This window comes from Pseudogracilibacillus sp. SO10305 (assembly GCF_037072005.1).
Classification (GTDB): Bacteria; Bacillota; Bacilli; order Bacillales; family Amphibacillaceae; genus Pseudogracilibacillus; species Pseudogracilibacillus intestinigallinarum.
Genome location: NZ_JAXHDE010000004.1, coordinates 131,187 through 151,405, shown reverse-complemented (window position 1 = coordinate 151,405; position 20,219 = coordinate 131,187). Strand labels below are relative to the sequence as shown.

The window sequence follows — 20,219 nt, the reverse complement described above, 5'->3', positions numbered from 1 at the left end:
AAATAAATCTACGAAGACTCCTGCGGGACAAGCCGTGTCCGAAAACGAAAGAGAAAGTGAATTTCTTTCTCTATCGGTTGAGGCCGGCCCGCGGAAAGCGTAGTAGATTTATGGAGCGACATAGTCGATCAAATAAAAAGAAAAGGTAATTCCAGTAAAATAAATCTACTGAAATTACCTTTTTATTTCACTGAGTTTTGTCCCATCCTCGTAATGGAATAAAAATTTTAAAATAAAATCCATTCAAGTTTCTATTGTTGTTTGTTATACTTTAAACATACAAAAGTGAATGACTATTAGGAAGTATGAAGGAAGGATCAATAGCTATGACAATACATGAATTAGTTTTATTAGAAACGAGTGACATACATGGAAATGTGTTTCCAATTCAATATGGAACGAATGGACATGCAGACTTAGGCATTGCAAAAATTGCAACAATCATTCAAGAAGAAAGAAAAAAACATGAAGCTTTATTATTGATTGATAATGGCGATTTAATTCAGGGGACACCTTTAACATATCATTATGCAAAATATGAGCAACATTTACGAAACCCAATGATTCAAGTGACGAATGAATTAAACTATGATGCCAATATTTTAGGGAACCATGAATTCAATTATGGAAAAGATTTATTACAACGGGCAATTGATGAATCGAATTATCCTTGGCTTTCTGCAAATATTGTGGATGAAAAAACGAAGGAACCATATTATGGGAATCCTTATATGGTAAAAGAAGTGGCAGATGGAATTCGTGTTGGTATTTTAGGATTAACGACAGATTATATTCCGAATTGGGAGAAAGAAGAACATATTTCTGGAATGCAATTTTTAAATCCAGTTGACGTAGCGAAAAAATGGGTGTCTTATTTAAAAGAGGTAGAACGGGTGCATATTGTCGTCGTAGCTTATCATGGCGGGTTTGAACGTGATTTACAAACAGGAGAACCGACAGAAACATTAACCGGGGAAAATAGAGGGTACGAATTATGTATGGAGTTACCTGAAATAGATGTGTTATTAACCGGTCATCAACATCGTGAAATTGAAAATGAATTTGTGAATGGTGTACTAGTAGTACAACCGGGTTCACAAGGAAAAGCTTTAGGAAAAGTAATATTACAAATTGAGAAAAATGGTTCGGATTATGCTGTCGTACAAAAAGAGTCCAGCTTGCTTTTTGTTGATGGTGTCGAGGCAGATGATCGTATATTAGAACTTATTACGCCGTATGAAAATAGTACTCAAGAATGGTTAGATCAACCGATTGGACATATTGAGGGCGATATGCTAGTTCATGATCCGATGCAAATACGGTTAAAAGATAGTCCTTTGATTGATTTTTTAAATAGAGTACAAATGGATGTTGCTGATGTGGATGTGTCTTGCACGGCTTTATTTGATAATTTAGCACCAGGATTTCCAAAAGATGTGACGATGCGAAGTGTTGTCAGTAACTATATTTATCCAAATACGTTAGTCGTCATAGAAGCAACCGGGAAAGTTATAAAGGAAGCATTAGAATTATCAGCTACTTATTTTACCAAAAACGATGCCGGAGATATTGTCGTGAATGATCGCTTCTTATATCCAAAACCTCAACATTTTAATTATGATATGTGGGATGGGATTGAATATGAAATAGATGTATCGAAAGAAGAAGGAAAACGGATTACAAAGTTATTATATAAAGATCATCCATTACAAGCTGACGATAAATTGCATGTTGTAATGAATAATTATCGTGCGAGTGGTGGTGGGGATTATATGATGTTTAAATCTTGTCCAGTTGTGAAGGAAATTCCGATTGATGTATCGGAAATTATTGCAAATTATATTTTACGATATAAAGTAATCGAAGTGACTGTCAATCATAATTGGCATGTTATTGGTTAATTATTTAAATGATTGGTCATAAATAGTTTTTATTTATAAAAAATCGGTCCTGTTTATTACTAAAAGATAAACAGGACCGATTTTCATTCTCTTTTATAGTTCACTTAGTTTAATATGTTTATTTTGAATGTAATAGAGGAATATAAAGAATGATCCTAGTATATAAGGAGTGGTGACCCATTGAAGTGAAATTGAAACGAATTTATGATGATGCGACAAAGGATGATGGTGTACGCATATTAGTTGATCGTGTATGGCCACGTGGTGTTTCAAAGGAGAAGGCGAATTTGGATGAATGGATGAAAGAAATCGGTCCCTCAAAAGAATTACGCAAATGGTTCAACCATGAAGTAGATAAATTTGCTATATTTAAGAAAAAGTACGAAAAAGAGTTACAATCTGGAGCACAAAAAGCTAATTATGACCAATTGAAACAAATGCAAAAAGAGAATAAGACGATCACATTACTGTTTGGTGCAAAGGATGAAACACACAACCAAGCGGTTGTCATAAAGGAAATGTTAGAAAAACATACGTAAAAGGAGTGGAATGAATTGGTAAAATGGAATATTGATGGAAGCCATACGAGTGTAGGTTTTGAAGTGAAACATATGATGGTGTCAAAAGTACGTGGACGTTTTGGGGAATTTACCGGAACGATTGATGGAGACCCAGCAGATTTAGCGAATTGTACTATTACGTTTGACATAGATGTCAGGTCAATTGACACATCAAATGAGGACCGTGATAACCATTTACGGTCTCCAGACTTTTTTGAAGTAGATAAATATCCAAAAATAAATTTTGCCTCGAAAAAAATCGTGCAAACAGCCGAGGATGAATTCGATATTATCGGTGATATTACGATGAAGGGTGTTACAAAGGAAATAACATTTGCAGCAGAATTTGAAGGAAAAGCAGTAGACCCATGGGGTCAAGAAGTTGCTGGATTTGCTGTTAGAGGAGCCTTAAATCGAAAAGACTTTGGTCTTACATGGAACCAAGCGTTAGAAGCTGGTGGGGTACTCGTTGGTGATAAAATCAAAATTTCTATCGATGTCGAGGCAAATCCTGCAAAAGAGGCATAAAATATAGGTCGGATAAACGTACGGACCCTTTGAGGGTTCGTGCTTTTTTTATGGATTTTTGTCAAATCAACACAATAAAATGTAATATAACTCTCTTTTTAAAGGGGTGAAAGTTTTGATCTCCATACAAAAATAAACTGAAATGAAACTTTCCACCAGTTATCCACTATTTCCTCATTGACCTTTTCATAAAAATTGTTTATAATTTAATTAATGAACATATGAACAATTTATCATATATTCAAATAAATATGAAATGAGGATGTATATGGAGCACGAACAAATAGAAATGTTAGATGAACTTTTAGAAGAAGATGTCGTTAATTTTTTCAAAGCTATCGCCAATAAAGGGCGAATTAAAATATTATATGCTTTAAAACAACATTCGTTAACAGTAACAGAGATTAGTGAACATGTTGGGATGAGTCAAAGTGCTGTATCACACCATTTAAAAGATTTAAAAATGGCTAGACTTGTTTCGAACAAGAAAGAAGGGAGAAAAGTTATTTATCATTTAGATGATGATCACGTACATGATTTATTTGATACAGCAATAGAACACGTAAAGGAGATATACAATTATGAGTAATTGCGGGCATGACCATGATCATAGTCATGGTGGAAATAAAGAAGTTATCTTATTTTTTGTTGGGCTCGTTGCTTTTTTTGTTGCCCTATTTGTAAGTCCGGTCATTTTTAAAAATAGTTTATTTGTCGTCTCGATTATATTATCTGGTTACCATATTATTATGGAAGGATTTATTGATACGTATAAGCAATCAATAAAAAAGAAAAAATTCATACCAAATGTCCATATTTTAATGACATTGGCAGCAATTGGAGCAGTCATTATCGGTGACTTTATGGAAGCCGCATTGCTTATATTAATTTTTGCTGGGGCGCATTTTTTAGAACATTATGCAGAAAGTAAAAGTAATAAAGAAATTACGAATTTATTGCAATTAAACCCGACGAATGCCCGACGCATAAAGCCAGATGGTGAAATAGAAATCGTTGATGTGGCAGATTTAACTATAGGAGATCAATTATCTATTTTAAATGGAGATCAAATCCCAACAGATGGTGTTGTAGTTTCAGGGGAAAGTGCTGTGGATCAAGCGGCGATAACTGGTGAGAGTATTCCTGTCGAGAAAAAAGCAGGCGATACATTGTTTGGTAGTACGATAAACGGAACAGGCACGATGATCATGGAAGTGACGAAGGATAGTTCTGAAACAGTCATTTCACAAATTATCGAAATGGTAAGCCAAGCACAAACGAATATCTCTCGTACAGCTGCTTTAATTAAGCGTATTGAACCAGTTTATGTATCCATTGTACTCGTATTAACACCGTTATTTTATTTATTAGGTTTTTACGTATTTGGTTGGTCGAGTTATGAGAGTTTTTATCGTACAATGGTATTTTTAATTGCAACATCGCCATGTGCACTTGCGGTAACAGATATTCCAGCAACATTATCGGCGATTAGTAATTTAGCAAAACGTGGAGTTTTATTTAAAGGTGGTTCTTATTTATCGAATTTATCAGATTTAAATGCAGTAGCATTTGATAAAACAGGGACATTAACGACAGGAAAACCTGTTGTAACGGAAACATATTTCTCCACTGAAATAATCGAAGCAGACCGAAATACATTTGAACGTGTCATTGTATCAATGGAAAGTAAATCCAACCACCCGTTAGCACAGGCAATAATAGAGTATTATGACACAATTACTCCAGATGAAATGGAAGTAGAAAATGTAATCGGCATTGGACTTGTCGGAACACTAAATGGACAAACGTACAAAATAGGAAAACCGACATCTTATCATGTTATCCCAACAGATATTCAACAACAAACAGAGCAATTTGAACATGAAGGAAAAACTGTTGTATACTTTGGTACAGATGACAAAGTATTAGGGTTAATTGCCATTCAAGATGTACCGAAAGAAACGTCGAAAGCAGCGATTGATTATTTTAAATCTGAAGGTATTCATACTGTGATGTTAACTGGTGATGCGAAACGTACGGGTGAGGCAATTGGACGGAAGCTAGGCTTAGATGAAGTTCGTGGAAATATTATGCCAGAGGAAAAGGCGGCAATGATTACAGATTTGAAAAAAGATTATCCAGTAATGGCGATGGTCGGAGATGGTGTAAATGATGCACCGGCACTTGTGACAGCAGATATTGGCGTCGCGATGGGAGAAGGTACAGATATTGCCATTGATGTAGCGGATGCCGTTTTAATGAAAAATGATTTAACACGTTTTTCATATACACATAAACTTGCGAAAAAGTTACGGAAAATTGTTTGGCAAAATATTTTTATGGCACTCGCCATCGTCGTATTGCTCGTTATTTTAAATATTACAGGAAATATGAACATGACATTTGCGGTCATTATTCATGAAGGGAGCACATTGCTCGTTATTTTCAATGGCCTTCGTATGTTGGCAGGTGTTAGAGAATATCCGAAAAGTGAATAAAAATTCCTGAAACATAAACGGTACACGCCGTTATTGCAACCTTATGAGATGTATCTCAAGGTTGCTTTTTTTATTTATTTAAATGTACATATTCTTTTATTGCGAAAGCTTGTCATGGTTGAAAGAAATCTTTCCATCATTTAAAAGACGTGTAGCATAATTTTTTGCTGAATAGGACATGGTATATATAGGAGGAGTGTAACGATGAAAAAAGATGAACAAACGGCGTATTGGCTTCAGTCGGTAGCTATTCCGACATATCCGACTTTAACGAAAAATATGGAAACAGATGTATGTGTCGTAGGTGCTGGAATTACAGGGATAACGACAGCATATTTACTTGCAAAGGAAGGGTTATCCGTTGTGTTAGTGGAAGCGAATGATGTTTTACATGGGACGACAGGACATACGTCGGCAAAAGTAACTGCGCAACATGGATTAATTTACAATAAACTACTGAAATCAATTGGTAAAAATGAAGCCCGTCTATATTATGAAGCAAATAAAAATGCGGTAAAGTGGATGCGGAAAATAGTGGAAGAAGAAAATATAAATTGTGAATGGCGTGATGAAACAGCTTATCTTTATGCGATGACAGAAAAAGGAGAAAAGGATATTGAAGATGAATATGTCGCATATGAACAGTTGCATATAAAAGGAGAGCTGACGACAGATATTCCGATATCACTTCCAATTAAAAATGCTTTAAAATTATCTGGTCAAGGGCAATTTCATCCGGTAAAATATTGTTTGCATTTGTTGAAGGCTTTTGAAAAGCTTGGCGGTAAAATTTTTCAGCAAGTAACGGCTGTCAACATAACGTCAGGTGTGCGGGCTGTTTTACAGACGAAAAATGAAAAAGAAATTGGTGCAAAATATATTGTTTGTGCAACACATTATCCGTTTTATGAAGGACTTGGCATGTATGCAATGAGAATGTATGCGGAGCGTTCCTATGTAGTTGCTGCAACATTAAAAGAAAAATATGCTGGAGGTATGTATATTAATGCGGAAAAACCCGCTCGTTCCATTCGTCAAACGACGATAGATGGAAAACAAGCAATACTTCTTATTGGTGATGAACATCGTACGGGGGAAGCTGAAGATACATCCGCGCATTATCGTCATTTACATACATTCGGTATGGAACATTTTCATCTTGAGAAAGAAGTCGCGAAATGGTCGGCACAAGACTTAACGACTTTAGATGAAATTCCATATGTCGGGAGTATTACACCAAATGAGGAAAACATTTTAATTGCGACAGGTTTTAGAAAATGGGGTATGACAAACGGAACGGCTGCCGCTCATCTAATAAAAGATATTGTCCTTGGAAAGGAAAACAGATTTCGTTCGTTGTATCAGCCATCTCGATTTCATGCGACTGCAAGTGTGAAAAATTTCTTAAAGCAAAATGTCAATGTCGTTGGGCATTTACTCAAAGGAAAGCTAGAAGTGTTATCGAGTGATATTGAACATTTAGAACTGGATCAAGCGACAGTTATTCGGGAGGGGATGGACAGAAAAGGGGTTTATAAAGATCCTTCCGGGAAGGTGCATATTGTCGATACAACTTGTACACATATTGGTTGTGAAGTTGCATGGAATGATGCAGAAAAAAGTTGGGATTGCCCTTGTCATGGATCCCGTTTTACTTATACAGGAGAAGTATTGGAAGGACCAGCCGAAAAACCACTTCAAACATATGATTACAAAATGATCGACAACATAACGAGTGACGATTCAGGGTATTAACTTGAATCGTCTATTTTTATTCGATAAAAATGAACTTTACATATATCGGAAGACAGAAAACATGAATGATTTGCACGTTCGTTGATATACTGAATAAGGACATTATTTAGTAGGAAGTGTAAAAATGGATTTTTCGCGCAGGAAATTTTCGATTGAACCAGCTGCACCAGCTATTGTCATGGCATTTGGTATATTTTTCATCGGTGCATTTGACTATTTTTCTTTTTTAAACCGTAATGATACTTTTTTTGTTTTATTGTACAGTGTCATTACTATCATTGTTTTGTTCATGGTTATTTTTACATATAGTGAAGTGAGTAAAATGAAGGAATTAATGAAGCAACCGGTTCGTTCGTTTGCTTTAGGTACTTGGATAGCAGCATTATCTGTTTTTTGTATCGTCATAAAAATGTACACCGAAAATGTTCTTCCGTGGTTACAATTTTTGACAATCGTAAATATAGTGTTTCTTTCATGTTTTCTTTTCATGTATGTACGTTCGTTTATTTATTTATGTACGACACATAAAACGATGAAAGTAGATGGCATTGTTTTATTATCGACGGTAAGCATTCAATCAGGTGTCTTAATGTTATATCATATGTTTGGCTCATTTATATTTCCGATATTTCCATGGGTGATTGGTTTAGGCTTGGTTTGTTATATGGTTGGTTTCGTATTGATCATTCGTTCTTATACAAAAATGAATTGGACATTGGCAGATGATTGGGCAAATACGAACTGTATTATCCATGGGGCCTTATCGATTACTGGTTTAGCAATGGTGTTGACAAATGCATTCTCTTTTCACATAACGTTCATCGTCTGGGGAGTTACGGTAATATTTTTCTTATTTATTGAAGGGATGGAATGTGTTCGTGCATGGAAACGGTATAAACGTTATCATTTACGTCACGGCTTGTTTAGTTATCATGTGACACAATGGTCGCGTAATTTTACATTCGGTATGTTTTTTGCTTTTACATATACGATGTATGAAAGGGGTTATTTTCATTCATATGATTCAGTAGCGAATTTTATTGCTGTTTTTTTAAAAATTTGGGCTGTTGTCGTTCTTTGTTTGTTAATCACTCAAACATTATTGTTCCTACATGGAAAAAGCTTTACATTTTTGAAGAGAAAAGTGCTGCAATGGATGAAGTAATCCTATAAATCATCGACTAAACATTAGCAGTAGAGGTTATATCAGAAGTACAGATAATATAAAAGGGCTGAAAACGGAGCTTTTTGAAACCATCTAATTGAATGTTGTTTTTCTCTTATGTTAGGGTATATAAGTAAGTGTGTTAATTATCCTTAGATGGAAAGTTGGTTTTACATGTCTAATATAGAATCATTTAATTGGAAGAAAAACCTTCCGTTATTTATTGTGTTAATGTCTGGAGCGTTTATTACAATATTGAACCAAACTTTATTAGGAACAGCACTTCCACCAATTATAGAAGATTTACAACTTAGTGAAAGTACGGCACAATGGCTCCAGTCAGTATTTATGCTCGTCAATGGAATTATGATTCCAATTACCGCATTTTTAATTGATAAGTTTACGAATCGTGGTCTTTTTATGACAGCGATGGGTTTATTTACATTTGGTACATTGCTCTGTGCCATTGCACCACAATTTTCGATATTACTTATAGGACGTATTTTTCAAGCATCAGGTGCAGGAATTATGATGCCATTAATGCAGACGATTTTATTTTTACTTTTCCCAATTGAAAGACGTGGGACAGCGATGGGATTATTCGGTTTAATTATCGCATTTGCTCCTGCAGTTGGACCGAGTCTATCTGGTTGGTTAGTCGATCAATTCCCATGGAGAAGTGTGTTTTATGTCGTCTTGCCAATTGCTGTTTTAAACTTAATTACAGCATATTTCTTACTGAAAAATATGACAGAACAAAAAAATCCAAAATTAGACCTCGTTTCGATTATATTATCAACGATCGGTTTCGGTGGAATTTTATATGGATTTAGTGTCGCGGGTGACCTCGGTTGGACGAATATCCAAGTAATAGGAACGATTATTATTGGAGGTATTTCTCTTTATATCTTTATCAAACGTCAATTACGATTAGAACAGCCGATATTAGAATTTCGCGTGTTTTCTTATAAAACGTTCACGCTTGCAACTATTTTAGGGATGATTGTATTTGCAGCGATGATAGGTACGAATGTTATTTTACCGTTATATATGCAAAATATGTTAGGGTATTCGGCACTACATTCTGGATTAGTATTACTTCCAGGTGCGATTATTATGGGAATTATGAACCCGATAACTGGTTACTTATTCGACCATTTTAATGGGAAATGGCTAGGTGTGATTGGATTATTTTTATTAACTGTCACAACATTTGCGTTCGGATTTTTATCTGAGGAAACGACGTTCGCTTATCTTGCAACGATGAATGCAATTCGAATGGTGTCGATTGCGATGGTGATGATGCCGATGACGACATTAGCATTGAATCAATTACCTGATCATTTAATTCCGCACGGTACGGCGATGAACAATACATTTCGCCAGTCAGCCGGTGCGATTGGTACAGCTGTGTTCGTTACAGTAATGGCAACAGCTGCAATTCCTGAAAAAGCGGTGGAAGGAATGATTCACGGAGTCAACGTATCCTTTATGTTTGCGGGGATTTTAGCAGCAATTGGCTTTATTTTATCCTTCCGCATTAAAGATGATCGAAAAGGGATTGGAAACCATTAGTTTAGAGAGAAAGGACACCATTTGGTAAACAAAAGGTGATACGTCCCAAAAACTAGAAATGAAATTCAATGATCGAGACATTTAATAATGATACCTGTATTTTAAAGGCTCTACAATACATGACTTCGGTGAAAAATCCGCTGGCACCTTTTTTGGTATAAAAATAGAAAACAAATTGTAAACAACTAAATGAAACGTAGGAAATGTACGTGGACTCCTGCCGGATGAAAAGCCACGCCTAGACACCGCACGGATAGGCCAAGGTGGCTTAGCAGCGCCAGCAGAAAGCGTAGTACATTTCCGAAGTGATGAATTTACACTATATTATTTATAAATGACTCTAAACATTTCAATACTAAGTGACTTTAATTGGGCAACCAATACTCTTGAACAAAGAGCCATTTAAAAAGATAGGCATAGTCGCAAAGTAAAACGGCTATGCCTTTTGTTGTGCTCTTTTTGTTACATTTTTTCTATTATGGGTATACATATAGCACAAGGAGGGATGACGATGCGAAAAAAGAAAGCAATGTCCTCACTTATCATCGCATTCATTTTTATTTTAGCTGCTTGTACAACAAATGACACAAATGAACATACTGATCCACTTGAAACGAAAAAAGAAGCGGCAATTCAAATAGCTGAAAAATTTGTTAAAAAAATGTATACGATTTCTTATGATGCCATCGATTTAGATGCTCCTGAAAAACTAGTAGAACACCAAGAATTATTGAGTACATATGTGACAGAAGAAGCATATGCTGATTTAATGCCAAATGAAATGAAGTATCCAGTTGCCATCGTCGATGAAAATGAAGCAGATATAACCGTGGATGATTTTCAAGTAAAAGAAATAAACGGAAATGAAAATGAGTTACATATAGAATTTACATTTGTAGTTCAAATGGATGATGGAAAAGAAGAAGAGATGGAAGAAATTAAAGGGGAAGTTACCGTTGTATCAATAGGAGACGACCGATTAGAAATAAGCCGATATTATGACCAGTTTAAATTTTATTTTTGAGTCTAATGAATCACTTTTGAAATGTAGCATATAATTATTAGGCATATAGGTTACAAGTTATGTATAATTGCGGTAACATGTTTTACATTTCTTGTCATACAATGGAAATGTAATTGAGATAAAGAGGGGGTACTTCAATGAGTGAGACAGTAGAAAACAGTCCGAAAAAGAGTTCAAAAGGACTTATTATTGGAATTATTATTGCTATTATCGTTATTGCTGGTGGAGTAGCAGCATATACAATGGTGAAAACGTCATCTCCAAAGGCACAATATTTTTTAGCAGAAAAAGCTTCATTTGACGGAGCGCGTGATTTCTTTGAAGAGCGTTATAGTCTAGAAAAAGATTGGTATGAATTCCAACAAGAAAATGCAGTTGGGGTCGATATGGATATTAGTGGAAACTATACAGATCCAGGTGCTTACGGTTTTTCAGAGATAGAAGAGATCGTGAATAATATTAATCTAGTATTAGAAACAGAGACAGATATGAAAGAGAAAGAAATGGTAACACATATAAGTGCAAATGCAATGGGAATGAAGATTGAAGATTTTAGTGTTGCATTAACAGAGAATGACTTATTTATCGTTTTGCCATTTTTAGATGAAGTGTTAAAAATTAATGATGAAGATGTAGGGGATTTATTAAAGGAAATTGATCCATACACATTTGATGACGATGATACGGAATATGATTTCGGTCAGTTTTTTGATCAACAGAAACTATTTACAGAAGATGAGCAAAAATATTTAGAAGATGAATATGCTAAATTTGTTTTTGATGAATTACCAGAAGATTCATTTACAAGTGAAAGTGAAAAAGTAAAAGTATTAGGTGATGAGGTCAAGACTGAAAAAATTACGATGAAGTTAGATGAAGATCAAATTAAAGAAATTGCAGATAAAGTATTATCAAAAATGAAAGAAGACGACAAATTAAAAGAAATTGTTGCAGATAAATTAGAAGTAGCTGTTGGAGCTGGAAATGCAGTAATGGTTTCAGATATGATGGATGATTTTGATGACGCTATTGAAGAAGTGCAAGAATCATTTGAAGATGGCGTATTTAAAGAGGGGCTTACATCAACTATTTGGGTCGATAAAGATACAATCGTAAAAAGAGACTTTGCCTTTAATGCAGGAGAAGGTTCTAATGAAGGAACTTTAAAAATTAAAGGAGATCAAAAAGTTTCTAAAGAAGAAGTAGCTTTCGCATACGAGTTCGGTTTCGAAGATGAATATGATGATGTTGTGTTCAACTTAGATGGTTCATTAACATGGAAAGATGATCAAGCAGAAGACGAGGTCACTTTAACATTTGCAGACGATTATGATGAATTTAACATCGTATATCGTGGGGAAGAATCTGTAGAAAAATCGAAAAAAGACTTTGAACGTGAATTTGGTGTGGAATCAGATTACTTCAATTTTGCGATTAACTGGGATGGTTCTGGTACGTATGATAAAGATAACATGACATCAGAAAACACGTTTTCTACAGATTTATCAGACTTTTATGCTGGTCAAATTGAATTAAATGTCGATGTTGACGGTGAAAAGATTAAGTCTGTTGAAATGCCAGATACGAGCAAAGAAAAAGACATTGGTAAAATGTCAGAATCTGAGTTAATGAAATATGTAGAAGAAGTTATCGAACCGAATTTTGAAAAGTGGATGATGGGTTACTTCATGGAAATGTCAGCTTTTTAATGGTAGTAATTTAAGAAAAAGAGTGTGAGAGATTAATTTTTTTAAAAAAGCAATAAGGTGAAAACATGCAAACATTGAAACATTATTTCATGTTCCTACAAATTTATGTAAAGCAAAGTAAGAGGAAATGGCTCACATTCCCTCTTATTTTGCTTTCTCCAATTATTATGATTGGAGCGACATTATTTTTATCTGTTCAAGCGTTACAAACGGAAGAGGCAGAACCAATTCGTATTGGAATTGTAAATGATGATCAATCGGAAGAAATTACGATGTTAATAGATGTATTAATGGAAGCAAAAGAAGCTTTTGAACAATATGTCCATATGGAAGTGTTAGATGAAACGAGTGCACAGGAACAAATTGATGAGAATACATTGAGTGCATATGTTGTTTTTCCCGCCAATTTTATAGAAGATTTATTTTACGGCCAAGAAGTGTTATTAGAAATGGTCGGTAATAAACATAAACAAGTAGAGAGTATCGTCGTCAAAGAAATTGTTGATAGTGTCATGCGGCATATCAATACATCGCAAGCGAATATTTTGCTCATTAATCATTACGCCAAAAAATTCATCGATGATAAGGAAGTACGCAATGAATTTCTCTTTGAGCAATTTATGTCATTTTTTATGTATGCATTAAGTAAAGATAAAATTGTGTCAACAGATGAAGTGAGTAATATTGCGACATCATCCCTGTATTTATATTACGGATTATCCGCATTCTTTATTTTATCGACGATTTGGTTGTGGATTGTTTATCTTTTTTTATATCGCGAAGAGGCAGATAGAATGAGTGTCCGAATCAGGTTATATGGAGTAACATTGACACAGCAGTTGTTAGCGAAACTAACCATTGTTTTAGGCATCCATTTCATTTTGGCATTTGGATTGTTCTTCCTTTTTAAGCATGTTTTTGATTTACCTTTAGATGGGGAAGATTATGGGCGAATTGCGATTGTTTTTGTATTGTATAGTGTCATCGTTGTTGCGATTTTAGCGATGATCGAAATGCTCGTTACCTCGTTAAAAGGAAGATTATTGCTACAACTGATTACGGTATTGTTATTTTTAATTAGTAGTGGTGCCATAGTTCCGACGATTTATTTCCCGCTTTATGTGCAAGATTGGCTTCCTTACATTTTTTCTTATGAGACATTGTTTTGGTTGCAAGAAATTTTGTTAAATGGTCGTTTATATGCGGCGTATGAACCACTTACATGGATGGCTATTATAGCAACTCTCCTCATGCTAGCTATTGCTTTTGTGAAAGGGAGGAGAACGATATGAAAGATTTATTATATATGCGTTGGCTTCATATGAAACGACAATTATTTAGTATACTTTTTTGGCTTTTTATCCCATTCATTGCGACGATTGTGCTCGTTCAATTGTTAGATGTCGTAAAAGATGACACGTCGATTCCGGTCGGTTTTGTTTTACAGGAAGAGACTCCATTAGCATTGGAACTCGCTGAAAAATTAGAGGAAGAGTCTTTTTTTACGATCCATTTATTAAGTGAAAAAGAAGCATTAAATCAATTAGAAAAACATGAATTAGATAGTGTATTTATTGTCCGTGAAGGATATGATGAAAAGATGGAAAAAGGTAATCGACATAAATTAATTCATGGCTATGAATCAGATATGTCTTTTGCATACGTTTCTACAATTGAAACGATTCAATCGCTCGTGCAACAACAAGCAAGTCGATATAAGGCGGCAAATGAAGTAGAGAAATTGTATCGACAGTTTGATATGCCGATTGATGTATCAGAAGAGGAATTAATTGAACGAAGTAAGGAAATTGAAGCAGAGCGTACATTGCTTCATACGTCGATGAAATACAAAGGAGATGAGCAACGTACGTCTGATGCGGCATCCATTTTCTCCCCGATGTTTATTTGGGTATTTATTAGTTTTTTAACGACGTTTTTCTTATTTGATTGGGTCATAAAAGAAAAGAATGCTCACGTGGCTACGCGTTTTTTATTTACGAGAAAAAGTGTCACAACTTATTTATTCGAACATTTTATCTTGTATACGATAGGGCTTTTTATAATAGACGTTATCGCATTTTTCATATTTCATCTTTTATATAATGAACAGATTTCCTGGAAGTTTTTCATTACATTATTCATCTGTCGTTATGTATGGAATAGTAGTGCCTTTTTAATTAGTTTATGGATCAAACGACCATTTATCTTTTATTTAATCGGTTTATCTATCACTTTTGTAGCAATTGTGACGTATGTTATTGGGATTGCGGCACATTCAAAACTATTTACTTTCCTACATCCGATGGAAATATTGTTACAGGGAAATTATATGAATGTATGGTTTTTATTAAATAGTGTACTACTCATTATTATATTCATTCGAAAGGAGGATTCGTATGTTGCACGTACATAATGTTACGAAGAAATTCGGAAAAAAAACTATCTTACAAGATGTGTCTTTCACCGTGAAACCTGGTCAAATTATCGGACTTGTCGGTGAAAATGGAGCAGGGAAATCGACTTTATTAAATGTGCTTGCATCGATACAACCTCTGACGAGTGGAGAAGTAGTAATGGAGGAAAAAGCATATAATCGTAAAAATATAAAAAAGCTACGTCAAAAAATTGGGTATGTCCCACAAGATATTGCCATTTGGGAAGAATTTACGGTCGCTGAAAACATGCAATTTTTTGAAAAGTTATCACCGATAAAGCGTGATAATAGTGCATTAAAACAATTATGTGAGGATGTGCATTTAAATCGGTGGCATGACCGTGTGTCAACATTGTCAGGCGGAATGAAGCGGAAGTTAAATATTGCCATATCTTTAATCCATGAACCGATTTATTTGTTTTTAGATGAACCAACTGTTGGGATTGACTTAAAGTCAAAAGTTGAAATAAGTCATTTTTTAAAAAGTTTAGCGAAGGAACGAGAAATGGCTATCGTTTATATATCACACGATATGGATGAAATTATTCAATTATGTGATGAAATTTATCATTTAGGGGCTGACCCATTTTACAAAGAGTTATTAACAGAACGAGGAAAAATTGTGACAACATTATAAAGATGTTTGCTGTCCCTCCATTAGTGGTATATATTATATATCATTCTTATGGGGGGATTTTTCATGTCAGAAACGTTTAGAGCTTATACTGGAGATGCCATTGAAGTTCGATATGATAAAAATCGATGTTTACATGCAGCAGAATGTGTAAAAGGACTACCAGAAGTATTTGATGTGCAAAAACGCCCTTGGATACAGCCAGAACACGCCACGGCAGATCGTATTGCAGAAGTTGTGGAGCGTTGTCCGACAGGCGCATTAGAATATACAAGAAAAGACGGAGGGGCGAAAGAAATAGCACCATCGTCAACGACTATTGTACAACAGGAAAATGGGCGTTTATATATGCGTGGAAATATTCAAATTACGGATGGGGAAGAAGCGATACAAGCAACACGTGCAACATTATGTGGTTGTGGCTACTCACAAAATAAACCATTTTGTGATAACAGTGAAGAATGTAAACCATAAAAGTTTAATTTGTAAAGTAGGATATAGATTGAATGATAATTTAAAAGGAGGAACGTAAGATGAATGAAATTAAGCAAGGAGAAAACCGATTTTATATTGGGGAGTCGGAAGAGGAAAGAATCGCAGAAATTCATTTTGTTCCAACAGGTGCTACGCAAATTATTGTGGACCATACAGAAGTATCAGATCAATTAAAAGGAACAGGTGCGGGAAAAAAGCTCGTTGAAAGAATCGTTCAATATGCACGAGAAGAAAATAAAAAGGTCGTTCCATTATGTCCATTTGCAAAAGCACAAATTGAAAAAAATGAAGCATGGCATGATGTGTTAAAATAATGGGTAACGAAAAGGTTGAGCAACAGTATTGCACAACCTTTTTTTCATAGAAATGTATTAGGAGGATGAGGAAATGAATTATGTCATTATCGGTGGCGATGCAGCTGGAATGAGTGCTGCGATGCAAATTTTTAAATATGATGAACGTGCGAATATAACAATCATTGAACGTGGAGAAATTTATTCTTATGCACAATGTGGTCTTCCGTATGTGTTGAGTGGGGATATAACTGACATAGAAAATTTAATCGTACGTACTCCTTCCATGTACCAAAAGAAGTTTGGAATGAATGCATTAACGAAACATGAAGCAACAGCAATCGATGAAACGAAAAAAGTTGTGACAGGAATCAATCATCATACAGGAGAGGCTTTTTCGATTGATTATGATAAATTGCTTATTGCGACAGGAGCAAATCCGAATCGACCGAGTTGGGAAGGAATTAATTTAGCAAATGTATTTTTATTAAAAGATATTCCAGATTTAGAAGCGATCATGGAAAAGGTTGATGATGGAATAGAGCGAGTCACTATAATTGGTGGTGGCTATGTTGGTTTAGAAGTGGCGGAAAGTTTTTGTAAGTTAGGCAAGCATGTTACATTAATCAATCGTGGACAATATGTCGGCAAAATTTTTGATGAAGATATGGCTACATATATTCATGAAGAAGCGAAAAAACATAGTATCCATTTTGTTTTTGAAGAAAATACAGAGAAATTTGCTGGAACAGTTAGAGCGACACATGTCATAACAGATCAAACAGAGCACGAAACAGATTTAGTCATCGTATCGATAGGGGTTCATCCGAACACGGAATTTCTTCATTCGATTCAGAAAACAAAAAAAGGTGCTATCATCGTCAATGAACGGATGGAAACAAATGTTCGTGATGTTTATGCTGCGGGAGACTGTGCGACTCAATTCCATCGTGTGAAAAAAGCGGATGATTATATTCCACTTGGGACGAATGCGAATAAACAAGGAAGAATTGCAGGTATGAATATGGTTGGGGTGGACCGTACATTTAAAGGGATTGTTGGAAGTTCGGTGCTCAAATTTATGGATCTTACATTAGGGAAAACCGGTTTAACGGAAAAAGATGCGACAGCTGCGGGTTTTGAGCATGAAGCGGTTATGTATAAAGGAAAACATATAGCTGCTTATTTTCCAGGCGCAGAAGATTTGTATATGAAACTAGTTTATGAGAAAAATACGAATCTTTTACTAGGTGGTCAAGTCATCGGGAAAGCTGGTGTAGATAAACGTATTGATGTGCTAGCGACAGCTTTATATAATGAGATGACAATGGACGAATTAGAAGAACTTGATTTATCCTATGCACCACCATACAACGGTGTTTGGGACCCAATTCAAAAAGCTGCGAGAAAGGCAAAATAATGTGGCGAGTATAGAAGCCTTTAACGAATTTGTTAGCGAAATGTAATCCGTATTCCATCCGTTCTATGTTAAAATAAGTAAAATGAACAAAAATCGAGGGGTACCATTGGATAAGAAAAAACAGATTTTAATAGTAGAAGACGAAGAAAAAATTGCACGTTTATTAGAAATTGAATTATCATATGAAGGATATGAAACAACGAAAGTTTATGATGGGTTTGAAGGTTTTCAAACATTTATCGATGGAGATTGGGATTTAGTTTTATTAGATATTATGTTACCAGGCATTAGTGGCATTGAAATATTACGGCGAATTCGCTCGACGAATAAGGATGTTCCTGTTATTTTATTGACGGCGAAAGATGCGATTGAAGATAAAGTTGCCGGGCTTGATCTTGGGGCAAATGATTATGTAACAAAACCATTCCAAATGGAAGAACTACTTGCAAGAGTTCGTGCGCATTTACGATTACGTGAACAAGAAAAGAAATCCGATGTAGTCGAAGAAGAGGAGGATGTGCTTCGTTTCGAGGAATTGACATTAAATGAACAAACGAGAGAAGTATATCGGAAAGAAGATTCTATTGAACTAACACCACGTGAATTTGATTTATTAGCTTATTTATTAAAAAATGAAAAAATCGTCCTTAATCGGGAACAGCTATTAAATAATGTATGGGGCTACGATTATTTTGGGGATACGAATGTTGTTGATGTGTATATTCGCTATTTGCGAAATAAAATGGATAAACCTTATGATAAACAATATATACATACTGTTAGAGGAGTCGGCTATGTGCTGAAAGATGAACAATGAAATTAAGAGCGAAAATTAATATATATACCGCATTTACATTTATCGTCTTATTAATCGTCATTAATGTGGCGATTTATTTTACGTTTAATAAAATGATGTATCAAAATGAAGTCGAGCGGTCACATCAAGAGGCAATAAAAACTGTAAATGGTATGAAAGATGCTTCCGAACAAGTACAGCAGAGTGATTTATTACGCGCCTATTTACCGATTAATGGGATGCTCCGAATAGTCGGTGCAAATGAAGAAGTAGATGTAACGATAACTACGCCAGAACAACAAGTATTACGCGATTTTCCGGTGCAGTTTTATGATCATGAAACTGCGAAACTTGTCAATGTGAATGATGTATATCATACATTCGTCTCCATTCCGATTATTGATGATGATGGAAAAGTCGGCAATTTACAAATGATGGAAAACTTGGAAGATGTAACAAATATTTTAAATATGTTAAAGATAATATTGACGATTGTCACATTAATTGCGATGATTCCAGTCATTGTTTCGGCGCAAATTCTGAGTAGAGTTATTTCAAAGCCTATTTTAAATATGATTGAAACGATGACTAAAATTCAACAAAGTGGACGCCATACAAAAATTGATTTACCAAAAAAGTCCAAGGATGAATTGTATCAAATGGGGCAAACATTTAATACGATGATTGAACGTTTAGAAGAGAACTATGAAAAACAAGAAGAGTTTGTAATGAATGCGTCTCATGAATTAAAAACTCCATTAACGATCATTGAATCATATAGTGATTTATTGAAAAGACGTGGAAAAGAACGTCCAGAATTAGTGGAGGAATCTTTAGATGCAATCCATTCTGAAGCAATTCGGATGCGTGAATTAACAGAACAATTATTGTTTTTAGCTAAAAATGAGTCGAAATGGCAATTAGATTTTGAAGAAATTGAAGTAATTCATTTAGTGAAGGAAATTATCCAACATTTCCACTCTGCCTTCAATACAAAAGTTGCTCTCCATGTTGACGAGGCAATCACCGTATTTGCAGATCGGAAACGTTTGAAACAACTTATTTATGTATTTGTAGAAAACGCATATAAATATAGTGAAGGAAATATATCGATTGCGATTGGAAAGACCGATGAAAAACATGGCCTTATTGAAGTAATTGATGATGGAGTAGGGATTCCAGCAGAAGATGTCGATAAAATTTTCGAACGTTTTTACCGTGTAGATAAAGCACGGGCACGAAAAACAGGTGGTTCAGGTCTCGGACTTGCGATTGCGAAAGAAATTGCAGCGGTCATAGGTGCGAATGTGAGTATTGAAAGTGAAGAAGGGAAAGGAACGAAAGCAAAAATCATCATTTCCTTAGTAGATTATCATTAAATTCTCATAATTACTTCGTATACTGTAAGTAATAGAATTTAGTTGGAGTGAGC

At 35.0% G+C, this 20,219-nt stretch carries 18 protein-coding genes; all 18 read left to right on the top strand.

The window, feature by feature from the left end; all coding sequences use genetic code 11:
• The first annotated feature begins 326 nt into the window (after window positions 1–326).
• The 18 genes from SPD45_RS05710 (at window position 327) to SPD45_RS05625 (ending at window position 20,166) form a co-directional block, all read left to right on the top strand.
• A complete protein-coding gene (locus SPD45_RS05710; protein WP_442961990.1) occupies window positions 327–1,901 on the top strand; it encodes a bifunctional metallophosphatase/5'-nucleotidase in 1,575 nt (524 codons plus the stop codon).
• A 179-nt stretch (window positions 1,902–2,080) separates the two neighbouring features.
• Entirely contained in the window at window positions 2,081–2,440 is a 360-nt protein-coding gene (locus SPD45_RS05705) for a DUF488 domain-containing protein (protein ID WP_336266773.1), read from the top strand.
• Window positions 2,441–2,455: 15 nt separating this feature from the next.
• Window positions 2,456–2,989, top strand: a complete 534-nt coding sequence (locus SPD45_RS05700) for a YceI family protein (RefSeq protein ID WP_336266768.1) — start codon at window positions 2,456–2,458, stop codon at window positions 2,987–2,989.
• Window positions 2,990–3,257: 268 nt separating this feature from the next.
• A complete protein-coding gene (locus SPD45_RS05695) occupies window positions 3,258–3,578 on the top strand; it encodes an ArsR/SmtB family transcription factor (protein ID WP_336266767.1) in 321 nt (106 codons plus the stop codon).
• A complete protein-coding gene (locus tag SPD45_RS05690; protein ID WP_336266766.1) occupies window positions 3,571–5,487 on the top strand; it encodes a heavy metal translocating P-type ATPase in 1,917 nt (638 codons plus the stop codon). Before SPD45_RS05695 ends, SPD45_RS05690 begins: the two co-directional genes overlap by 8 nt.
• A gap of 204 nt (window positions 5,488–5,691) precedes the next feature.
• A complete protein-coding gene (locus SPD45_RS05685) occupies window positions 5,692–7,242 on the top strand; it encodes an FAD-dependent oxidoreductase (protein ID WP_336266765.1) in 1,551 nt (516 codons plus the stop codon).
• 124 nt (window positions 7,243–7,366) lie between these two features.
• Complete coding sequence (locus SPD45_RS05680) at window positions 7,367–8,407, top strand: hypothetical protein (protein WP_336266764.1); 1,041 nt, start codon at window positions 7,367–7,369, stop codon at window positions 8,405–8,407.
• A gap of 174 nt (window positions 8,408–8,581) precedes the next feature.
• On the top strand, window positions 8,582–9,982 hold the full coding sequence (locus SPD45_RS05675) for an MDR family MFS transporter (RefSeq protein ID WP_336266763.1): 1,401 nt from the start codon (window positions 8,582–8,584) through the stop codon (window positions 9,980–9,982).
• Window positions 9,983–10,493: 511 nt separating this feature from the next.
• Window positions 10,494–11,006: a hypothetical protein gene (locus SPD45_RS05670; protein WP_336266762.1), complete on the top strand. Its 513-nt coding sequence runs from the start codon at window positions 10,494–10,496 to the stop codon at window positions 11,004–11,006.
• 137 nt (window positions 11,007–11,143) lie between these two features.
• The gene (locus tag SPD45_RS05665; protein ID WP_336266761.1) at window positions 11,144–12,715 is read left to right on the top strand and encodes a DUF6583 family protein; all 1,572 of its coding nucleotides are present in this window, start codon (window positions 11,144–11,146) and stop codon (window positions 12,713–12,715) included.
• 65 nt (window positions 12,716–12,780) lie between these two features.
• Window positions 12,781–14,007 carry an ABC transporter permease gene (locus SPD45_RS05660; RefSeq protein ID WP_336266760.1) on the top strand — a complete coding sequence of 409 codons (1,227 nt, stop codon included), beginning with the start codon at window positions 12,781–12,783 and terminating at the stop codon, window positions 14,005–14,007.
• Window positions 14,004–15,128: an ABC transporter permease gene (locus SPD45_RS05655; RefSeq protein WP_336266759.1), complete on the top strand. Its 1,125-nt coding sequence runs from the start codon at window positions 14,004–14,006 to the stop codon at window positions 15,126–15,128. The genes SPD45_RS05660 and SPD45_RS05655 overlap by 4 nt, the downstream gene beginning before the upstream one ends.
• Complete coding sequence (locus SPD45_RS05650) at window positions 15,112–15,786, top strand: ABC transporter ATP-binding protein (RefSeq protein WP_336266758.1); 675 nt, start codon at window positions 15,112–15,114, stop codon at window positions 15,784–15,786. Before SPD45_RS05655 ends, SPD45_RS05650 begins: the two co-directional genes overlap by 17 nt.
• A gap of 63 nt (window positions 15,787–15,849) precedes the next feature.
• Window positions 15,850–16,257 (top strand): (4Fe-4S)-binding protein, encoded by a 408-nt coding sequence (locus SPD45_RS05645; RefSeq protein ID WP_336266757.1) that lies wholly within the window; start codon window positions 15,850–15,852, stop codon window positions 16,255–16,257.
• Between the two features lie 59 nt (window positions 16,258–16,316).
• Complete coding sequence (locus SPD45_RS05640; protein ID WP_336266756.1) at window positions 16,317–16,592, top strand: GNAT family N-acetyltransferase; 276 nt, start codon at window positions 16,317–16,319, stop codon at window positions 16,590–16,592.
• A 73-nt stretch (window positions 16,593–16,665) separates the two neighbouring features.
• Window positions 16,666–17,991: an FAD-dependent oxidoreductase gene (locus tag SPD45_RS05635; RefSeq protein WP_336266755.1), complete on the top strand. Its 1,326-nt coding sequence runs from the start codon at window positions 16,666–16,668 to the stop codon at window positions 17,989–17,991.
• Window positions 17,992–18,097: 106 nt separating this feature from the next.
• The gene (locus SPD45_RS05630) at window positions 18,098–18,808 is read left to right on the top strand and encodes a response regulator transcription factor (protein WP_336266754.1); all 711 of its coding nucleotides are present in this window, start codon (window positions 18,098–18,100) and stop codon (window positions 18,806–18,808) included.
• The gene (locus SPD45_RS05625) at window positions 18,805–20,166 is read left to right on the top strand and encodes a sensor histidine kinase (protein WP_336266753.1); all 1,362 of its coding nucleotides are present in this window, start codon (window positions 18,805–18,807) and stop codon (window positions 20,164–20,166) included. The genes SPD45_RS05630 and SPD45_RS05625 overlap by 4 nt, the downstream gene beginning before the upstream one ends.
• Window positions 20,167–20,219 lie beyond the last annotated feature (53 nt).

What these genes read in the sequence shown, in the direction of transcription:
- SPD45_RS05670 (WP_336266762.1), top strand. Translation starts at nt 10,494, where the DNA reads ATGCGAAAAAAGAAAGCAATGTCCTCACTTATCATCGCATTCATTTTT.
- SPD45_RS05625 (WP_336266753.1), top strand. Translation starts at nt 18,805, where the DNA reads ATGAAATTAAGAGCGAAAATTAATATATATACCGCATTTACATTTATC.
- SPD45_RS05675 (WP_336266763.1), top strand. Translation starts at nt 8,582, where the DNA reads ATGTCTAATATAGAATCATTTAATTGGAAGAAAAACCTTCCGTTATTT.
- SPD45_RS05695 (WP_336266767.1), top strand. Translation starts at nt 3,258, where the DNA reads ATGGAGCACGAACAAATAGAAATGTTAGATGAACTTTTAGAAGAAGAT.
- SPD45_RS05710 (WP_442961990.1), top strand. Translation starts at nt 327, where the DNA reads ATGACAATACATGAATTAGTTTTATTAGAAACGAGTGACATACATGGA.
- SPD45_RS05635 (WP_336266755.1), top strand. Translation starts at nt 16,666, where the DNA reads ATGAATTATGTCATTATCGGTGGCGATGCAGCTGGAATGAGTGCTGCG.
- SPD45_RS05690 (WP_336266766.1), top strand. Translation starts at nt 3,571, where the DNA reads ATGAGTAATTGCGGGCATGACCATGATCATAGTCATGGTGGAAATAAA.
- SPD45_RS05665 (WP_336266761.1), top strand. Translation starts at nt 11,144, where the DNA reads ATGAGTGAGACAGTAGAAAACAGTCCGAAAAAGAGTTCAAAAGGACTT.
- SPD45_RS05680 (WP_336266764.1), top strand. Translation starts at nt 7,367, where the DNA reads ATGGATTTTTCGCGCAGGAAATTTTCGATTGAACCAGCTGCACCAGCT.
- SPD45_RS05655 (WP_336266759.1), top strand. Translation starts at nt 14,004, where the DNA reads ATGAAAGATTTATTATATATGCGTTGGCTTCATATGAAACGACAATTA.
- SPD45_RS05640 (WP_336266756.1), top strand. Translation starts at nt 16,317, where the DNA reads ATGAATGAAATTAAGCAAGGAGAAAACCGATTTTATATTGGGGAGTCG.
- SPD45_RS05645 (WP_336266757.1), top strand. Translation starts at nt 15,850, where the DNA reads ATGTCAGAAACGTTTAGAGCTTATACTGGAGATGCCATTGAAGTTCGA.
- SPD45_RS05650 (WP_336266758.1), top strand. Translation starts at nt 15,112, where the DNA reads ATGTTGCACGTACATAATGTTACGAAGAAATTCGGAAAAAAAACTATC.
- SPD45_RS05660 (WP_336266760.1), top strand. Translation starts at nt 12,781, where the DNA reads ATGCAAACATTGAAACATTATTTCATGTTCCTACAAATTTATGTAAAG.
- SPD45_RS05685 (WP_336266765.1), top strand. Translation starts at nt 5,692, where the DNA reads ATGAAAAAAGATGAACAAACGGCGTATTGGCTTCAGTCGGTAGCTATT.